The 18,235-nt window shown below is 70.7% G+C and carries 15 protein-coding genes and 1 riboswitch; of the genes, 6 read left to right on the forward strand and 9 right to left on the reverse strand.

Annotated elements, in window-relative coordinates:
- Window positions 1-533, reverse strand: a 533-nt coding sequence (locus ACWCSU_RS36775) for a CHAP domain-containing protein (RefSeq protein ID WP_449941331.1), incomplete at its 3' end; no start/stop codon positions are given.
- A gap of 13 nt (window positions 534-546) precedes the next feature.
- Window positions 547-684: riboswitch (cyclic di-AMP (ydaO/yuaA leader) on the reverse strand.
- Between the two features lie 263 nt (window positions 685-947).
- Window positions 948-1,295 carry a luciferase domain-containing protein gene (locus ACWCSU_RS36780; protein ID WP_449941333.1) on the reverse strand — a complete coding sequence of 116 codons (348 nt, stop codon included), beginning with the start codon at window positions 1,293-1,295 and terminating at the stop codon, window positions 948-950.
- Window positions 1,296-1,537: 242 nt separating this feature from the next.
- On the opposite strand from ACWCSU_RS36780, the gene ACWCSU_RS36785 reads away from it, so the two are divergent.
- Together ACWCSU_RS36785 and ACWCSU_RS36790 are read left to right on the forward strand one after the other, a co-directional pair.
- Window positions 1,538-3,490, forward strand: a complete 1,953-nt coding sequence (locus ACWCSU_RS36785; RefSeq protein WP_449941335.1) for a glycosyl hydrolase family 18 protein — start codon at window positions 1,538-1,540, stop codon at window positions 3,488-3,490.
- A gap of 160 nt (window positions 3,491-3,650) precedes the next feature.
- Entirely contained in the window at window positions 3,651-4,694 is a 1,044-nt protein-coding gene (locus ACWCSU_RS36790; RefSeq protein ID WP_449941337.1) for a PP2C family protein-serine/threonine phosphatase, read from the forward strand.
- Here ACWCSU_RS36790 and ACWCSU_RS36795 read toward each other — a convergent pair.
- The 5 genes from ACWCSU_RS36795 to ACWCSU_RS36815 are packed head-to-tail and all read right to left on the reverse strand — an operon-like array spanning window position 4,689 to window position 10,020.
- Window positions 4,689-6,050, reverse strand: a complete 1,362-nt coding sequence (locus ACWCSU_RS36795) for a sulfatase-like hydrolase/transferase (protein ID WP_449941340.1) — start codon at window positions 6,048-6,050, stop codon at window positions 4,689-4,691. The two genes, ACWCSU_RS36790 and ACWCSU_RS36795, sit on opposite strands and share 6 nt — an antisense overlap.
- A 10-nt stretch (window positions 6,051-6,060) precedes the next feature.
- The gene (locus tag ACWCSU_RS36800; RefSeq protein ID WP_357693764.1) at window positions 6,061-6,867 is read right to left on the reverse strand and encodes a carbohydrate ABC transporter permease; all 807 of its coding nucleotides are present in this window, start codon (window positions 6,865-6,867) and stop codon (window positions 6,061-6,063) included.
- On the reverse strand, window positions 6,867-7,745 hold the full coding sequence (locus ACWCSU_RS36805) for a carbohydrate ABC transporter permease (RefSeq protein ID WP_357693766.1): 879 nt from the start codon (window positions 7,743-7,745) through the stop codon (window positions 6,867-6,869). The genes ACWCSU_RS36800 and ACWCSU_RS36805 overlap by 1 nt, the downstream gene beginning before the upstream one ends.
- The gene (locus tag ACWCSU_RS36810) at window positions 7,742-9,007 is read right to left on the reverse strand and encodes an ABC transporter substrate-binding protein (protein WP_449941342.1); all 1,266 of its coding nucleotides are present in this window, start codon (window positions 9,005-9,007) and stop codon (window positions 7,742-7,744) included. The genes ACWCSU_RS36805 and ACWCSU_RS36810 overlap by 4 nt, the downstream gene beginning before the upstream one ends.
- Window positions 9,008-9,021: 14 nt before the next feature.
- Window positions 9,022-10,020 (reverse strand): LacI family DNA-binding transcriptional regulator, encoded by a 999-nt coding sequence (locus tag ACWCSU_RS36815; protein ID WP_449941345.1) that lies wholly within the window; start codon window positions 10,018-10,020, stop codon window positions 9,022-9,024.
- 293 nt (window positions 10,021-10,313) lie between these two features.
- Between ACWCSU_RS36815 and ACWCSU_RS36820 the strand changes: the two genes are divergently transcribed.
- The 3 genes from ACWCSU_RS36820 to ACWCSU_RS36830 all read left to right on the forward strand — a co-directional run bounded on the left by ACWCSU_RS36820 (window position 10,314) and on the right by ACWCSU_RS36830 (window position 14,839).
- On the forward strand, window positions 10,314-12,608 hold the full coding sequence (locus tag ACWCSU_RS36820) for a chitinase C-terminal domain-containing protein (RefSeq protein WP_449941347.1): 2,295 nt from the start codon (window positions 10,314-10,316) through the stop codon (window positions 12,606-12,608).
- Window positions 12,609-12,800: 192 nt separating this feature from the next.
- Window positions 12,801-14,204, forward strand: coding sequence for an APC family permease (locus tag ACWCSU_RS36825; protein WP_449941349.1), 1,404 nt, complete (start codon window positions 12,801-12,803; stop codon window positions 14,202-14,204).
- Complete coding sequence (locus tag ACWCSU_RS36830; protein WP_449941352.1) at window positions 14,201-14,839, forward strand: GOLPH3/VPS74 family protein; 639 nt, start codon at window positions 14,201-14,203, stop codon at window positions 14,837-14,839. The genes ACWCSU_RS36825 and ACWCSU_RS36830 overlap by 4 nt, the downstream gene beginning before the upstream one ends.
- 73 nt (window positions 14,840-14,912) lie before the next feature.
- Here ACWCSU_RS36830 and ACWCSU_RS36835 read toward each other — a convergent pair whose 3' ends face one another.
- Window positions 14,913-15,275 carry a hypothetical protein gene (locus tag ACWCSU_RS36835; RefSeq protein ID WP_357693778.1) on the reverse strand — a complete coding sequence of 121 codons (363 nt, stop codon included), beginning with the start codon at window positions 15,273-15,275 and terminating at the stop codon, window positions 14,913-14,915.
- Window positions 15,272-17,047 (reverse strand): hypothetical protein, encoded by a 1,776-nt coding sequence (locus tag ACWCSU_RS36840; RefSeq protein WP_357693780.1) that lies wholly within the window; start codon window positions 17,045-17,047, stop codon window positions 15,272-15,274. Before ACWCSU_RS36840 ends, ACWCSU_RS36835 begins: the two co-directional genes overlap by 4 nt.
- 177 nt (window positions 17,048-17,224) lie before the next feature.
- Between ACWCSU_RS36840 and ACWCSU_RS36845 the strand changes: the two genes are divergently transcribed.
- Complete coding sequence (locus ACWCSU_RS36845) at window positions 17,225-18,217, forward strand: hypothetical protein (protein ID WP_449941357.1); 993 nt, start codon at window positions 17,225-17,227, stop codon at window positions 18,215-18,217.
- Window positions 18,218-18,235 lie beyond the last annotated feature (18 nt).

Consider the following 18,235-nt stretch of genomic DNA (forward strand, 5'->3'; position numbering starts at 1 on the left):
TTGGCCTCGGTGCCCCAGCGGCCGTTGGAGGCGAACCACTTGGCGTGCGAGACGGTGTAGGCGTCCCAGCCGACCTGCGGACGGGCGCCGGTCTGGTCACCGACCCAGGAGACGAACATCGAGCACCAGGCGGCGTTCACGTAGTCCTGGCGGCTGCCGCCGTCACGGGCGACGGTCTCGGCGGCGCGGGGCGAGCCGGCGTACCACTTCTGGAACTTGGTGCCGCCGCCGTTGGCGTCCTCGGAGACGCCGACCTGGGCGCGGGCGGTGGCCAGGACCTGGGCGGCGGTGACGTTCACCTTGCCCTTGGCGCTCTCGTCGGTGGCGCGCTTGTCGGCCACGGTGGCGACACGCGGCTGGGCGGCGGCCACGCCGGCGACCTTGGCGGTCTGGGCGGCGGTGCCGGCGGTGGCGTGGACGGTGTCGGCGTTCACTGCCGCGTGCGTGCCGAGCACGCCGGCGACGGCGGTCGCGCCGAGGGCGATCTTGGCGAGGTCGAGCTTGTAGGCACGGTGAAGACGGTGCTTGGCCATGAGGGATTACTCCTTGTGCTTCCGTGCCGCTTGCCGGGTTAGCTGACGGGTTCGGGCGGGAAGCTGCCCTACGGCACCGTGGTGCCGATTCACCCCGATGGACACATGGGTCCCCGGTTCCGCGCACATGCGGATTCAGCGGTCTCTGGTCAGGCAAAGGGCTGACGCATCGTCTTCCCGGGCCCAGGAAAGGGCCTGAAGGTATATCTGCGACGCCCGGACGCGGTGTATCCGCGCCGACTCTGTACAACACGGGTCCCGCTGGGGTAATTCCCCGGCAATGACATCCCTACCTGGGACGTCTCCCCGTTCGGCTGTGTACAACCAAGCTACCCGGCGAGTAATTCCAGGGCAAATGGAGGGCATTGTTCGGACGGTGCGTAGGAGAAACGCTACGCACCGCGAAGAATCGTTTCAGGCCACGTGCGCCTTTATCGCCACGCTCGTGAGGGCCAGCAACAATTCCAGATCGGGCTCGGCGTCGACCTGCACGGCGACCCAGGCGCGGTCGCGGCAGGCATGGACCTGATCGCACGCCTGCAAATAGGGCTCCAGACGTCCGATGGCGGGGGCGGTGAGCCGTACGTGGATCTCGTCCCGCCCGGCCAGGCGCAGGATCTCGGTTCCGTGTACGGCGAAGGCGACCTGTCGCCCGGTGCCGCTGACGTTCAGCGACGGCCAGGACCGTAACTCCGCGACCGCGCGGACCACGTAAGGTCCGCGGCGCGTGGGCGTCCGCCGCCAGGCGGAGATTCCTGCCACGCTCCCATGCTGGGCCACGGCTCACCCCGCCGTCAGCCCCCGTTCCTGAACCGTTATCCCCTCGTGAACGGGCACATTCGGGGTCTGACCGGCACGATTACGGACGCCTGACCGATACGTATTGACGCTCCCGCAGGCAGAGGCTACCGTCGATTCACAACTTAAAGGAAACTTTCCTAATAGTTTCCCCAGAAGTCTCCCATCCCACTCCCCACACACCCCCCAACGGATGTCGGAGCGACATGAAACACACCATTCTGAGCAAGGTCCTGGCAGGAATGGCGGCATTGGCCCTGCCCCTGACCGCGGCCGTCGCCGTCCCACCGATCGCCTCCGCCAGCACGGTGGCCTTCGCGGCGGCCTGGGCCCCGTGGACCGCGTACACCGCGGGCACGGTCGTCACCTACAACGGCGTGGACTACGTCTGCCTCCAGGCGCACACCTCCCAGCCCGGCTGGGAGCCGCCGAACGTGGCGGCGCTGTGGAAGGTCTCCGGCGGCGGCGGCAGCGACACGACCGCGCCGTCGGTGCCGGGCAACCTGCGCTCGACCGGCGTCACGAACAACAGCGTGGCCCTGGCCTGGAACGCCTCCACCGACAACGTGGCCGTCACCGGTTACGAGATCTACCGCGGCGGCACTCTCGTCACCACCGTCACGAGCACCACGTACAACGACACGGGCCTCACCGCGAGCACCGCCTACACCTACACCGTGCGCGCGCGCGACGCGGCCGGCAACCGCTCGGCCAACAGCAACCAGATCACCGCCACCACCACGGGCGGCGGCGGCGACGACACGACCCCGCCGTCGGTGCCGGGCAACCTGCGCTCGACCGGCGTCAGCAACAGCAGCGTCTCGCTGGCCTGGAACGCCTCGACCGACAACGTGGCCGTCACCGGTTACGAGATCTACCGCGGCGGCACTCTGGTCACCACCGTCACGGGCACCTCGCACACCGACAGCGGCCTCAGCGCCAACACGTCCTACACGTACACGGTGCGCGCGCGTGACGCGGCCGGCAACCGCTCGGCCGACAGCAACCAGATCACCGCGACCACCACGGGCGGCGGCGGTGGCGGCAACAAGGTGCTGGGCTACTTCGTCCAGTGGGGCATCTACCAGCGCGGCTACCACGTCAAGAACATCGACACCAGCGGCTCGGCGGCCAAGCTGACCCACATCAACTACGCGTTCGGCAACGTGCAGAACGGGCAGTGCACGATCGGCGACAGCTACGCCGACTACGACCGCTTCTACCAGGCGGGCGAGAGCGTGGACGGCGTCGCCGACACCTGGGACAACGGCGCGCTGCGCGGCAACTTCAACCAGCTGCGCAAGCTGAAGAAGAAGTACCCCAACCTGAAGGTGCTCTTCTCCTTCGGCGGCTGGACCTGGTCCGGCGGCTTCGGCCAGGCGGCGCAGAACCCGACGGCCTTCGCCGACTCCTGCTACAAGCTGGTGGAGGACCCCCGCTGGGCCGACGTCTTCGACGGCATCGACATCGACTGGGAGTACCCGAACGCCTGCGGCCTGACCTGTGACACCAGCGGCGCGGCGGCGTTCAAGAACGTCATGTCGGCGCTGCGCTCGCGCTTCGGCGCGAACAACCTGGTCACCGCGGCCATCACCGCCGACGGCAACGACGGCGGCAAGATCGACGCGGCCGACTACGGCGGCGCCTCCCAGTACGTCGACTGGTACAACGTCATGACGTACGACTTCTTCGGCGGCTGGGACGCGCAGGGCCCGACCGCCCCGCACTCGCCGCTCACCACGTGGGACAAGATCCCGGTCCCCGGCTTCTACACCGACAACGCCATCCAGAAGCTCAAGAGCAAGGGCGTCCCGGCCGCGAAGCTGCTGCTCGGCATCGGCTTCTACGGCCGCGGCTGGACCGGCGTGACCCAGGCCGCGCCCGGCGGCACGGCGACGGGCCCGGCGCCCGGCACGTACGAGCAGGGCATCGAGGACTACAAGGTCATCAAGACCCGCTGCCCGTCCACCGGCACGGTCGCGGGCACGGCGTACGCCTACTGCGGCAACCAGTGGTGGAGCTACGACACGCCGAGCACGATCGGCGGCAAGATGGGCTACTCGAAGAGCCAGGGCCTCGGCGGCGCGTTCTTCTGGGAGCTCAGCGGTGACACCACCAACGCCGAACTGCTCACGGCCATGAAGAACGGCCTCGGATAAGTTCGCACGTCAGGGCCGGTCCCGGGTTTCGGGGCCGGCCCTTCGCCGTGTCCGGCGCGCCGCATGACGGAACGTGGACGCCTTGGGAGAAGCTGGTCACCGGGGGTGAACGACGATTCTCTGGGGTGGCGGGCTCAGGCAGCCCTTCTTCACGACGCCCGTGTTCCTGGTCGGCCTGGTCGGGATCACGGCGCTGGTGGTCGGGCTGGACCGGTTCACCGGCGGGGGCGCGGAGCTCGTGCCGGTGCTGATCTTCCTGCCGGCGATCGTCTCGGGGCTCGGCACGGTGTGGCAGACGGCGATCGCGTCGGTGTGGGTGCTGGCGGTGGTGTCGGCCTCGGTCGCCTATTTGGGCGGCAACCTGCGGACGAACCTGGAGGTCTCCGGCTTCACCGCGGCGTTCGGGCTGATGAGCGTGGTCGGGGCGAGCTACCGGATCCAGCGCGAGGACGAGGTGCGCCGGTTGCGCTCGGCGGCCGCGGCGTTGCAGCGGCAGCTCGTCAGGCCGCTGCCGCTGCGCTCGCTCGACGTGGTCGTGGACGGCCTCTACCAGCCCATCGAGGAGGACACGATGGTGGGCGGCGACATGTACGAGGTGGCGCCGTCGCCGTACGGGACCCGCGTCATGATCGCCGACGTGCAGGGCAAGGGGCTGCCCGCGATCGGCGCCGCGCTGGCCGTGCTGGGCGCCTTCCGGGAGGCGGCCTACCGCGAGATCAGCCTCATGGGCGTGGCCGACGCCCTGGAGGACGCGGTGACCAGGCACAACAGGTTCGCCGCGCACACCGGCGAGCCCGAGCGCTTCGTCACCGCGCTCCTGCTGGACGTCGGCCCGGAGCTGGAGGTGGACGCCGTCAACTGCGGGCACATCGCGCCGTACCTGATCCACAACGGGAACGCCGGGCAGCTCTGGCTCGGCGAGCCCGAGGTGCCGCTCGGCCTGGCGTCGCTGACGGGCGAGCCCCGCCACGGCGCGCGTTTCGCCTTCCCGCGGGGGGCCTCGCTGCTGCTGTGCACCGACGGCGTCACCGAGGCCCGCGATCGGGACGGCTCCTTCTACCCGCTGGAGCAGCGGCTGCGCTCCTGGGCCCGCGACCCGCCGGCCAGGACCGTCGAGGCCCTGGCCGCCGACCTGAACGCCTTCACCCACGGCGCCCCGCGCGACGACATCGCCGTGCTCATCCTGCGCAGGACCGGCTCATGACCGCCGCTGGTGGCCGAACCTGACCGGCTCGGGGCCGAGCATCCGTACCGCCGGGTCGGGCAGGACGCGTTCGTCGGAGTCCAGCTCGGCGGCCGGGTCGACGACCGGCTCGGCCTCGCCCGCCTCGACGATCCGGCGCAGCAGGCGTTCGCGCAGCTCGGCGGCCACCTGCGCGTGCGAGCGCAGCCCGGCCAGGTTGACCAGCTCGTGCGGGTCGCTGTCGAGGTCGTACAGGGCCTGCTCGCGGTAGCGGGGGGCGGCCGGGGCGTTCCAGGGGTCGGCGTCCTCGGCGACGGCGTAGTACTTCCACCGCCGCGTACGGAGGCCGCGTCCCACCTCCGACTCGCTCACCTGGAAGAACACCTCCTCCGGCCACGGCGCGCGGGAGTCGGCGAGCAGCGGCAGGAACGAGCGGCCCTGCATCTCCTCCGGGACGGGCAGCCCGGCCGCCGCCAGCAGCGTGGGCGGCAGGTCCAGGGTGCTGACCGGGCGGGAGATGGCGCCGCCGCCGTCGAAGCCGGGGCCGCGCAGCGCCAGCGGCACCCGCAGGGACGCGTCGTGGCAGGAACGTTTGTACTCGTCGTTGCGGGTCTTGAAGTGGTTGCCGTGGTCGGAGGTGTAGGCGACGATCGTGTCGTCGAGCAGGCCCATGCTGCGCAGCGCGTCGAGCAGCCGGCCGAGGCCCTCGTCCAGGCGTCTGACCTGGCCCAGGTAGCCGCCCAGGTGGCGGGCCGAGGTGCCGCCGAGCGCGGCCAGGTCGGCGGGCAGCCAGCGGCCCTGGTGGCGCTCCTCGTAGCCGTCGGGGGCGGGGTGGTTGTCGACCTCGTTCTGGTGGTGGGGCTCAAGGAACGAGACGAAGAGGTAGAAGGGCTCGGCGTGGTGGTCGGCGACGAACCTGATCGCGGCGTCCACCAGCGCGTCGGAGCGGTAGCCGGGCAGGAAGACCGGCTCGTCGGCGTCGTCGTAGACGATCGTGCGGTAGGCGTCGGAGGTGAACTCCAGCGTGTTGGCCGCCAGCCAGGTGCCGTAGCCGCCGCGCTGCCCGGCCGGTACGGGGTCGCCGTCGGCCAGGTGCCACTTGCCGATGTAGCCGGTGGCGTACCCGGCCTCGCCGAAGTGGTGGGCCAGGGTGCGCTGCCCGCCGGGCAGGGTCAGCCCGTTGCGGTGCACGCCCACGGACGTCGGGTAGCGGCCGGTCTGCAGGGCGGCGCGGGCCGGGGCGCACACCGGCTGCGGGGTGAGCGCCACCGTGGCCTGCGTGCCGTGCCTGGCCATCCTGTCGAGGTTCGGGGTGAAGGGGCCGACGGTGTCCCACCGCTGCTGGTCGGTGAGGACGACGATCACGTTCGGACGCAAGAAGGGGCTCCTATCGAAGGCCGGTGAGCGCGATGCCGCGCACGAAGTACCGCTGGGTGAGGACGAACAGGACGGCGGTGGGCACGAAGAGGATCACCGAACCGGCCGCCGTCAGGTGCCACAGCGTGAAGTACTCCTGGTTGAACAGGGTGAGCCCGACCGGGATGGTCCGCATCTCCGGCGTGGACGTGGCCACCAGCGGCCACAGGAACTCGTTCCACTGGAAGACGAAGGTGAACAGCCCGAGCACGGCCATCGCCGGCCTGGCCTGCGGCAGGATGATCCGCCGGTAGATGGCCAGTTCCGAGGCGCCGTCGATGCGGGCCGCGCTGATCAGGTCGTCGGGGATGGGCTGGATGAACTGCCGCATGAGGAAGATGCCGAACGCGTCCATGAGGAACGGCGTGATCAGCCCCTGGTACGTGTCGAGCCAGCCGAGCTGGGCCATGAGCACGTACAACGGGATCATCCGCACGAAGAACGGCACCATCAGCGTGGCCAGTAACGCCACGAACAGCGTGTTGCGCAGCGGGAAGCGGAACTTGGCGAACACGTACCCGACCAGCGGGTCGAACACCAGGTGCGCCAGCGTGATGGCGCCCGCGACGACGAGGCTGTTGACGATGAAGTCGCCGAAGGGCGCGCGGGTGAACAGCTCGGCGTAGTTGCCCCACTGCGGCGCGGCGGGCCACAGGACCGCCTCGGCCGACATGGTCTCCGCCTCGGTCTGCAGCGACAGCGACACCATGTACAGCAGCGGCAGCACGGTGACCAGCGAGGCCAGCCCGAGCAGGGTGTAGAGCAGCGGCCTGCGCATCAGTACACGACCTCCCCGCGCCGGCCGGCCCTGAGCTGGATCAGCGTGAACGCCACGATGACCGCCAGCAGCAGCACCGACTGGGCCGAGGAGTAGCCGAAGTCCCTGGTGCGGAAGGCCACGTTGAAGATGTGGAACACCGACAGGTCCGTGGCGTCGCCGGGCCCTCCGTTGGTGATGATGTACGCCTGGCCGAACGCCTGCAGCCCCGAGATGACCGCCATCACCGACACGAACAGCGTGGTCGGCGCGAGCAGCGGCAGCGTGATCGACCAGAACCGGCGCCAGGCGTCGGCGCCGTCCATCTTGGCGGCCTCGTGGTAGGTCTCCGGGATGCCCTGCAAGCCCGCCAGGAACAGCACCATCGTGTAGCCGACGCTCTGCCACAGCGTGACCGCGGCGATGGTGAGCAGCGGCGCGGTGTTGAGCCACTGCTGTCCGGGCAGGCCGAGCGCGCCGAGCAGCCGGTTCAGCACGCCCAGCTCGGGGTCGAGGATGTTGCGCCACAGCAGCCCGACGATGGCCACGGACGTCAGGTACGGCACCAGCAGCAGCACGCGGAAGGCCACCCGCCCCTTGAGCGGCTGGTCGATGGCGAGCGCCAGGCCCAGTCCGATCACGATCGAGCCGGCCACCACGGCCACCGCGAAGGCCACCGTGACCAGGAACGAGTGCCGCACCGCCGGGTCGGCCAGGGCCTGGCCGTAGTTGGCCAGGCCGGCGAACCGGTCGGCCTGCGGTCCGGTGCGCAGGCTGGTGGCGACGACGTTGCCGATCGGCAGGTAGAAGAAGGCCGCGAAGAACAGGATGGCGGGGGTCAGGAACAGGTAGGCCGTCCTGGCGTAGCGGCCGGCCAGGGTCCTGGGGCGCGGGATCACTTGAGGAAGCCCTCCGCGGCCTGGGTGAACTTCTTCAGGGCCGCCTCGGCGGGCGTGTTCCGGATGAGCACCTCCTGATACATGATCTTGAGCTGCTCCTCCCACTTGCCGAGCTGCCCGGTGAGCCGGACCTGCCTGCCGGGGTCCTCGGCGTAGGCCAGGGCGTCGGCGAAGACCTTGGTGGCCGCGTCCGACTGGACCTCGGGCAGGGCGGCCCAGGAGGTGCGGGGCATGAGCATGCCGACCTCCGCGGTCGCCGCCTGCTCGGCCTGGAGGGTGGTGACGCGCCTGATGAAGTCCCACGACAGGTCGGGCCTGGCCGCCTTGGCGGGCACGAACAGGCTGACGCCCGCCGCGTTGGTGGCCTGCCGGGCCTTCCGCAGCGGCGGGGCGACGCCGAGGTCGATGTCGGGGCTGGTCTTCCTGATCGGGTCCAGGTCCCAAGGACCGGTGAGGATCATCGCGGCGCGCTTGGCCGAGAACAGCTTCTGCGGGCCGGAGTAGTCGGTGCTGGAGACCGGGACGGGGGCCACCTTGTGCTTGTGGATCAGGTCGGCCTGGAACTGCATGGCGGCGACCGCGTCCGCGAAGGGGGTCATGATCTGGCCGGTCTTCGCGTCGTAGGGGGTGACGCCTGCTTGGAGCAGCCAGGGCCAGATGTAGCCGTGGTCCTGGTTGAGCGCGACGCCGTGGACGCCGTCCTTGGTGAGCTTGACGGCGGCGGCGAGGAACTCGTCCCAGGTGGACGGGGGCTCCAGGCCGGCGTCGTCGAGCATGGCCTTGTTGTAGAGGAGCGTGTTGCAGGTCAGGTGGAGCTGAACGCCGTACACCTTGCCCTGGTAGGAGTTGCGCTCGACGGTGGCCGGACGCCAGTCGGCGGGGAAGCCCATGGCGGCGCCGTCGCGGTCGACGTGGTCCTGGAGCGAGCGGGCGTTGCCGGAGATGGCGAACTCCTGCACCCAGCCGCCGGGCTCCTCCACCACGTCGGGGCCGGTCCCGGAGGCGAAGTCGGCCAGCAGGCGGGTGCGCAGGTCGGGCCACTGGTACTTCTGCAGGTTGACCTTGACCTTGTGGGCCTGCTCGAACTCGGCGATCACCTTGCGGTAGGCCTGGTAGTCGTGGCCGGCGTTCCAGTAGACGGTGAACGTGCCGGGCGCCGCGCTCTGCGCGGGCGGGGCTCCCGCGCAGGCGGACAGGACGGGCACGGCGGCCGCCGCCCCGGCCAGGCGGAGCAGGTCGCGGCGGGAGAGGGTGGGGGACATCTCGCATTTCCCTTCTAGGAAGAGCCCCGCCGCAGGAACGTCCACGGCCGGACGATCTCGCGGGCGGGCAGGGGCTCCTCGGCCTGGAGGCGGTCGAAGAGCAGGCGCACGACGTCGGTGTAGTCGTGCCTGAGCGGGCCGACGGTGCTGAGCTGCGGGTTGCTGATGAGACCTTCGCCGACGTTGCCGACCCCGACCACCGCCAGGTCGCCGGGGACGCGCAAGCCCGCGTCCCTGGCGGCCCGGATGACGCTGATCGCGGCCCGGTCGGAGGCGGCGAAGACCGCGTCCGGACGGCCGGGCGAGGCCAGCAGCTCGGCGGCGGTCTGGTAGGCCGAGACGCGGTCGTCCGCGCCGGAGACGATGATCCGTTCGGTGACGCCGTGCCGGTCGAGGGCCGTGGTGTAGCCCAGGAGCCGGCCGACCGGACGGTCGCGGTAGAGCTCGTGGCGCTGGGCCATGAACGCGATGCGGCGTCTGCCCTGGTCCAGGAGGTGCTCGACGGCTTCGGCGCACGCCTCGGCCTCCGGGGTGCGGACGACGTCGCAGCCCTCGGGCACGTCCACGTCGTGCACCACCACCATCGGCGGCCGTCCGGCCGGCTCGGCCAGCAGGTCGTGGACGAGCTCGTCGACGGCGACGTTGACCAGGGCGCCGTCGGCGATGCCGCTGCGCAGCACGTCCGCGGCCGCCCTCGCGCGGGCCCGGGAGTAGACGGCCAGGGTGATCACGGAGTAGCCGTGCACGTCGGCCATCTCGTGCAGGTCCCTGGCCAGCCGCTCCTCCGACGGCACGCCGCCGGGCGAGCTCTGCACCAGGCAGACCCGCTGGGTCCGCCGTCTGCGCAGGCTCCTGGCCGCCTGGTCGGGGGTGTAGCCGAGCTGCCTGGCCGCGTCGAGCACCCGTTTCCTGGTGCCGGCGGCGACGGGACGGTCCCGGCCGCTGAGCACGTAGGAGACGGTCGCCACGGACACGTTCGCCAGTTCGGCCACCTGTCGCGCTGTCGGTCTCATGTTAGTCGAATAACCTAGCATTCCCTATAGGAAAGACGGGTAATTGAGCGATGGTGAACTCGTGCTGCTGTGGCTGGAGTGGGGAGTGGACATGCGTAGGCCGTCCGTCCTGTTAATCGTTTAACAGAGAGGTGGACGAACCGTACTCCCCCTGGTCGCATACGGGCAAGCGGCACCTCGGGCGGCCCTCAGGTGAACTATTAAGAAAGTTTCCTAACAGAGAGCATTGACGGTCCTGGTCACTCGGCTTACGTTCCGATCAACCCCCCAGCCATGCCCCATCGGAGGTGGCCTTGAAGCCCTTACGCACCCGCGCGGCGCTCGCCGCGTGCGGCACCTCACTGCTGCTCATCGCCGGAGCCCTGGCCGGTACGGCCACCGCCGCGGCCGACAACGCCGCCTGCCGCCCGGACGGCCTCTACCAGACCCCCGGCGTGGACGTCCCCTACTGCCTGGCCTACGACGAGGACGGCCGCGAGAAGATGGGGGCCGACCACCCCCGCCGCATCATCGGCTACTTCACCAGCTGGCGCACCGGCAAGAACGGCCAGCCCGCCTACCTGGCCAACAACATCCCGTGGGGCAAGGTCACCCACCTCAACTACGCCTTCGCCCACGTCGACGGCGCCAACAAGATCGCCGTGGACGCCAACGCCACCGCGACGGAGTGGCCCGGCGTCGCGGGCGCCGAGATGGACCCCGCCTACTCCTACAAGGGGCATTTCAACCTGCTCAACAAGTACAAGAAGCAGTTCCCCGGCACCAAGACGCTGGTGTCGGTCGGCGGCTGGGCCGAGACCGGCGGCTACTTCGACGCGAACGGCGCCCGCGTGCCCTCCGGCGGCTTCTACTCCATGACCACCAACGCCGACGGCTCGGTCAACCAGGCCGGCATCGGCACGTTCGCCGACTCGGTCGTCGCCTTCATCCGCGCGTACGGGTTCAACGGCGTCGACATCGACTACGAGTACCCGACCTCGATGAAGGACGCCGGGAACCCGCTCGACTGGACCATCGCCAACGCCCGCAGGCCGAACCTGATGAAGGGCTACGCGGCGCTGATGCGGACGCTGCGCCAGAAGCTGGACACCGCGGCGGCCGCCGACGGCAAGTACTACATGCTGACCGTCGCCGCTCCCGCCTCCGGCTACCTGCTGCGCGGCATGGAGACCTTCCAGGTCACCCAGTACCTGGACTACGTGAACATCATGTCGTACGACCTGCACGGCGCCTGGAACGAGTTCGTCGGCCCCAACGCCGCCCTGTACGACGACGGCAAGGACGCCGAGCTGGCCAAGTGGGGCGTCTACACCACCGCCCAGTACGGCGGCCTCGGCTACCTCAACACCGACTGGGCCTACCACTACTTCCGCGGCGCGATGCCGGCCGGCCGGATCAACATCGGCGTGCCGTACTACACGCGCGGCTGGAAGAACGTCAACGGCGGCACGAACGGCCTGTGGGGCACCTCCAACGGCCAGAGCGGAAGCTGCCCGCAGGGCCTGACGACGTGCGGCGACGGCGCCCGCGGCATCGACAACCTGTGGCACGACGAGGAGAACGGCAAGGAGGTCGGCGCCGGCTCCAACCCCATGTGGCACGCCATGAACCTGGCCAAGGGCATCGCCGGCTCCTACGGCCCCGCCTACGGCCTCGACCCGGCCGGCGACCCCGAGGACAGGCTGACCGGCACCTACACCCGCAACTACAACGCCACCCTGACCGCCCCCTGGCTGTGGAACGCCACCAAGAAGGTGTTCCTGTCCACCGAGGACGACCAGTCGCTCGGCGCCAAGGCCGACTACGTCAAGAACCAGGGCATCGGCGGCGTGATGATCTGGGAGCTGGCCGGCGACTACGCCTGGGACGCGGCCAAGGGCGAGTACTTCATGGGCCAGACCCTGACCGGCCTGCTCTACGACAAGCTCAGGACGGCGAGCCCGTACGGCGCGGCCAAGGCCAAGGTGGCCGTCCCCGCCGAGAAGGTGGACGTCACGATCGAGGCCACCGGCTTCCCCGCCGGCGACAGCAACTACCCGATCAACCCCAAGCTCGTCATCACCAACAAGACGCAGACCACCATCCCGGGCGGCGCGGAGTTCCAGTGGGACTACGCGTCCTCGGCCCCGAACAACGCCAAGGACCAGTCCGGCTTCGGCCTGAGGGTGATCAGCAGCGAGCACACCGGCAACAACGTCGGCGGCCTCAAGGGCGACTTCAACCGGGTGTCGGTGAAGCTGCCCACGTGGCAGACGCTCGCCCCCGGGGCGTCGGTGACCCTCGACTACGTGTACTACCTGCCCGTCCCCGGCCAGGCGAACTACACGCTGACCTTCGGCGGCAGGACGTACGGGCTGCTCCAGGACCTGGCGCGCGGCGGCGTCGCGCCCAGCCCGAGCCCGACGCCGACCGTCACCCCGACCGGCGGCTCCTGCACCGCGCCCGCCTGGAGCGCGACGGCCGTCTACAACGGCGGCCAGCGCGTCTCGCACAAGGCGCACACGTGGGAGGCCAAGTGGTGGACGCAGGGCCAGGAGCCCGGCACCACCGGCGAATGGGGGGTCTGGAAGGACGTCGGCGCCTGCTGAGGCGGCGCCGGCGACCGCGCGGACGGGCCCTCGGCGAGGTCAGGTACGCAAGCACCTGGAGCAGACCCTTGCGACGTGACCGTGAGCTACGGAAGGATCGCCAGATCGAGCCCCACCGGTATCCGTAACCCCATGCGTATACCGAGGCCCGTCACCCCCCGCGTGCGCGCATGACGACATGGAGAGGCTGTCGTGCAACCTCAGGAGAACGTCGAGCAGTTCGGCTACCGTCAGGAATTACGTCGCGGGGTCGGGCTTACCGACCTCGTGTTCTACGGCCTGATCTTCATGGTGCCGATCGCGCCGTTCGCGATCTTCGGCCCGGTGTACAAGATCTCGGGCGGCATGCCCGTGCTGGCGTACCTGGTGGGCATGGTCGCGATGTTGTTCACCGCGGCCTCGTACACGCAGATGGTCCGGGCCTTCCCGCTGTCGGGGTCGGTCTACAACTACGCGGGCCGCGGCATCGCCCCGCCGGTCGGGTTCATGACCGGCTGGGCGATCCTGCTCGACTACCTCCTGGTGCCGAGCCTGCTCTACCTCGTCGCCTCGGTCGCCATGAACAACAGCGTGCCGGAGGTGCCGGTCTGGGGCTGGCTGCTCGTCTTCGTGGCCGTCAACACGCTGATCAACCTGCGCGGCATCCGGATGACGATCACCCTCACCAAGGTGCTGATCACCTGCGAGCTGGTCGTGCTCGGCCTGTTCGTGCTCATCGGGATCTGGGCCCTGCTCCAGGGCGAGGGCCACGGGTTCAGCCTCTCTCCGCTGTTCAACCCGGACACCTTCTCCTGGCCGGTGATCTTCGCCGCGGTCTCCGTCGCGGTGCTGTCCTTCCTCGGCTTCGACGGCATCAGCATGCTCGTCGAGGAGTCCGCCGGCGGTTCCGCCCAGGTGAGCCGGGCCATGCGGCTCGCGCTGATCCTGGCCGGCCTGCTGTTCGTCGTCCAGGTCTGGGTGGCGGCCCTGCTGGTGCCCGACCCGGCGGGCCTGCTGGCGTCCGGCTCGGAGAGCGCCTTCTACGACGCCGCCGCCTCGGCGGGCGGCGAGTGGCTGCGGCACGTCACCTCGACCGCCACCGCGATCTCCTGGGGCCTGGCCGACACGCTGGTGGCCCAGGTCGCCGTCTCCCGCCTGCTGTACGCCATGGCCCGCGACCGGCAACTGCCGGCCTTCCTCGCCAAAGTGTCGATCAAGCACTCGGTGCCGGCCAACGCCATCCTGTTCGTCTCGGTCCTGTCCGTCGGCATCGGCGTGTGGGCGGCGCAGCTGGAGGGCGGCGCCGGCGTCACGCTGCTGAGCAGCCTGGTGAACATGGGCGGCCTGATCGCGTTCGTGGTGCTGCACCTGTCGGTGATCGTCCACTACCGGGTCCGCGGGCGTTCGTCCGACTTCTGGTCGCACCTGGTGATGCCGCTGGTCGGCATGGCGATCCTGATCTTCGTGATCATCAACGCCAACATCCTGGCCCAGCGGGTCGGGCTGATCTGGCTCGCCGTCGGCTTCGTCGTCCTCGGCGTCCTGTACGCCCGGGGCCGCCGTCCGACGCTGGACGACGGCGAGAAGGCCGGCCTGACCGGCATCCGGTCGCCATGACGCGGCCGCCGCTCCACCAGGAGCTGTTCCTCATCGGCCACGACCAGTCCGGCAAGCCCCTGGTGCACCAGCACTCGATGGCGCTCGGGCTGGCCGGGGCGATGCTGCTCGACCTGGCGCTGAGCGAGCGCGTCACGGTCGAGCAGGGCCGGATCGCCGTCACCGACCCCACCCCGGTCGGCGACGCCGCGGTGGACTCACTCGTCCCGATGCTGGCCCGCGACCGGGCCGAGCGGGAGGCCAGGTTCTGGATCAAGAAGCTGGCCGAGGACGCCTACGACCGCACCCGGCAGAGCCTGGTCGCCTCGGGCGTGCTCGTCATCGTGACCAGGCGCCGCATGGGCATGTTGCCGTACACGCGTCACCAGCTGGCCGACATCGCCTCGGTGGTGCGCGCCTCGGCCGGGGTGCGTTCGGCCGTGGAGGGCTGGAAGCAGCCCGACGGGCGCGGCGCGGCGCTGTGCGGGCTGGTGGGGGCGCTGCGGCTGGAGGCCGAGCTCTACCTCGACCAGCCTTCTGCCCGGCTCATCGAACGGCTGCGGGAGATCGCGCGCGAGCACTCCCCCGTCGTCGCGGCGGTCGTGGAGCTGATCGACGACATGCTCGGCGAGGCCGCGGTCGCGGTCTTCCGCTGACCACGGCCTCCGCCGGGAACACGGCCTCTGCCGGGGGGCACGGCCTCCCCCCGACCACGGCCCCCCGCCCGGGTCAGGTGAACAGCTCGCGGATCTGGCCGACGACCTCCACGATCACCGACACCTCGGCCGCGCGGGCCGACAGCCGCTTGAGCGCGTCCATGACGCGGGAGCGGTCGGGGTCGGCCTGCTCGATCTCCTGCCGCACGTCGGCGACGTCCCGGCGGGCCCGCGCGGGCTCGGTCACGGCCGCCTCGTGCTCGGTGAGCAGCCGCTCCAGCAGGTCGAGGAGCCGGGCCGCCTCGCCGGGGGACGTGCCGCCCAGGTTGTTGACCGTGGCGCGGGAGTGCGGGCCCACCGCGATCGGGCCGCTGACCTCGCCGCCGCTGATGTGCACGCCGTACGAGCCGGGCATGGGGGTCTCCTCGTTCGTCACGCGCTCTGCCCTCCCAGGTTGTTGACCGTCGCGGCGGCCTGGTGCCCGAAGGCGACCGGGCCGCTGACCGTGGCGCCGCCGCTGACCGACAGCGTGTTCATGGTCACGCTCGCCGCCTGCAGACGGTAGGCGCCGGTCTCCACGCCCCGGTCCTCCAGGAAGTCGAGGACCGCCTCGGTGAGCCGCTGCTCGATCATCCGCACGTACTTGGATACGTCGAGCACCTGGATGTGGGTCTGCAGGTCGTCGCTCGCGCCCAGCTCGCGGACGCTGAAGCGGGCGCCGTAGGGGTAGACGATGTGCTTGCGCGGGTCGGGCGCCATCATGTTCTGCCGGACGGCCTGCGTGCCCGTACGGACCAGGCGCGCGGGGGCGGCGAGCACGTCGCGCAGCAGCCGCAGCTTCAGCGACCGGACCGCCTCCCAGGCGATGCGGCCGCCGGTCATCGTGGGCAGCCGGTCGACCACGTGGTACGGGCCGTAGGCCGGCGGCAGCACGGTGACCACGAACTGGGTGTAGAGCATCCGGCCCTCGACGGCCAGGTAGATGAACGCCGAGGTCAGCGCCTCCTGGTCCTCGGCGGGCGCGACGAGCCGGCCGTTGCGGTCGCGGATCTCCTGCCCGGCGTTGTTGATCGTGACGCGCTGGTAGTAGCGCACGCCGCCCTGCGGATGGCGGACGACGGCCTCGATCTCCTCGGGCGTGGCGTGGGACCTGGGCAGGCCGTTCTTGCCGATCAGCGGATGGGACACCGGGGCGCCGCCCTGGTGCCAGTCGGCCACGGTGAAGATCCCCCGGGTGACGACGTGGTCGCCGATGTCGAGGCGCTGGATGCCCTCGTTGGGACGCAGCACGCGGTCGCGCATGTCCTTGAGCCGCTCGCGGACGAAGGCGTGCAGCTCGACGGGGTCGAGGTCGACCGGGTCGTCCTGGCGGCGCGGCGGGCCCTCGCGGCCGCGTACGCGGTCGAGCTCGACGGCGATCGACCAGCTCCGGGCGATGGACCCGGCGCCCATGAAGGCGTCTTCGTTGGCGTACATGGTGACGTTGCCCCACTGGGCGCTGCGCACGTAGTCGATGCGATGGGCGGCGCGGGGGCCGGCCGCGCCGGTGACCGGCTCGGGCGCGCCCGGCCGCAGCGTGCCGGCCAGGGTCATGTACGTCGCGATCCGGTAGACCAGCGCCACCCCGAGCGTGGTGAGGGGCACGGACATCGCCAGCGCCAGCGGCCCCGCGTTCTGGCCCAGGACGTCGGCGAGGTCGTAGGAGGGGCGGTCGTCGTAGAACGAGGACCCGGAGAACCCCAGCAGGATCGTGTACAGGCCGGTGAAGAACACCGCGAACAGCGTGACCAGGGCCATGCTCGCGGCCCAGAACCAGAGCATGGCCCGCAGCACCGCCGAGCCGCGCCGGACCCGCGCCGAGGTGAGCAGCACCAGCGGGACGAGCACCGCCACCCACGCGATCGTGTTCATCGGGGAGATCATGAACCCGATGAGGAAGAACACCGTGATGAGGGCGTCGCGGACGACGAGCATCGAGCGCGAGCGGCGGCAGTGGTGGATCACCGGGATGAGGTCGAAGCCGCCGTAGGACGGGGGGACCGCGCGGTAGGGATCGAACATCAGCTCCGCCAGCACCCGGTCGCGGAACCCGCTGTCCAGGTAGGCGGCGGCGCTGAGGTAGCGGGTGACGTTGCTCATGCGGGGCACGCCCGGGTGGGCCGCCGTGTCCCGCGTCGAGCCGGTGGCACCGGAGCTGCCGACGGCCATGACCCTCCTTCGTCGGTGGACCTGGCCGAGCTTATGAGGGGCGAGTGCTTTGGGGGGCTCGTTGTTATCAAATAGTCTCGTTCACCAGAAGTGAAGCTCAGGACAAAAGCCCGATAAAATCGAAATTCATCCCTTTACGGAACATTACGGGAGGGTGTATTGGTCCACCATTCAGGCGTGGGAGGGCGGTGCGGGCGATGCGGCAGCGACACCGGCGCCCTGGCCCAATGCCCCCGCTGCGGCGCCCTCCTCCCCGTCCCCCCTCCCACCCCCTCCCCCACCCCGACCACCACCCCGGACACCGGCACCGGCTCGCCGCCCGTCGGCCCCGCGGACGTCAGGGGCGTCGGGTCGGCCGGGCGTCCGCTCCAGGGCGGGCCGCTCGGCGGGGCTTCGCCCAGGGCGCCCGGGGACGACCATCCGCCGCCGCCCTCACGGCTGCGTCCGCCGGGGTGGCGGCGACCGGTGGTGCTGGTCAGCGTGGCGGCGGCCTGTGCGACGACGGCCCTGGTGTGGTGGGTGGCCGGGAGCGGGCCGTCCGCACCGGCCGAGGCGGGCCGGAGCCCGGACGGCGGGCCGCCGGCCGGGCAGCCGCAGACGTCGGCCGCGACGGCAGGGGACCCGGCGAGCGAGGACCCCGCGACCGGGGACGCCACCGCCACCGGAGACCCGGCCTCGACCGGGGACCCGACGCCGAGCGGCGACCCGACCACGGACGGGGCCGGGACGGCGGCCGGCCAGGCCGGGCAGGTGGACGAGCTCCTGTCCAGCAGCAGCTCGACCCGTTCCAGCCTGTCGGCGGCGATCGCCGACGCGACCGGCTGCCGCCGGGCCGCCGTGACCACGATCGAGGAGATCACCGCGAGCCGCCGCGACCAGCTCGCCGCCGCCCGGACGCTGGAGGTGACGGCCCTGCCCGAGGGCGCGGCGCTGAAGCAGGCGCTCATCACCGCGCTCGACGCCTCCTACGACGCCGACACCGCCTTCCTGTCCTGGGCTCGGCGCCATCTGGCGGGGGGCTGCACCGGCCCGGTCTCCGGCGACCGGAATTACCGGCGGGGTCTCAGCAGATCGGCGGACGCGCAGACGGCGAAGGAGCAATTCGTCCAGGCATGGCGACCGATAGCGGAGACCTACGATCTGACATTTTGGAAAGCCGATCAGATCTAGCCATATTGGCCCATAATT

It is taken from the genome of Nonomuraea sp. NPDC001699 (assembly GCF_053596455.1).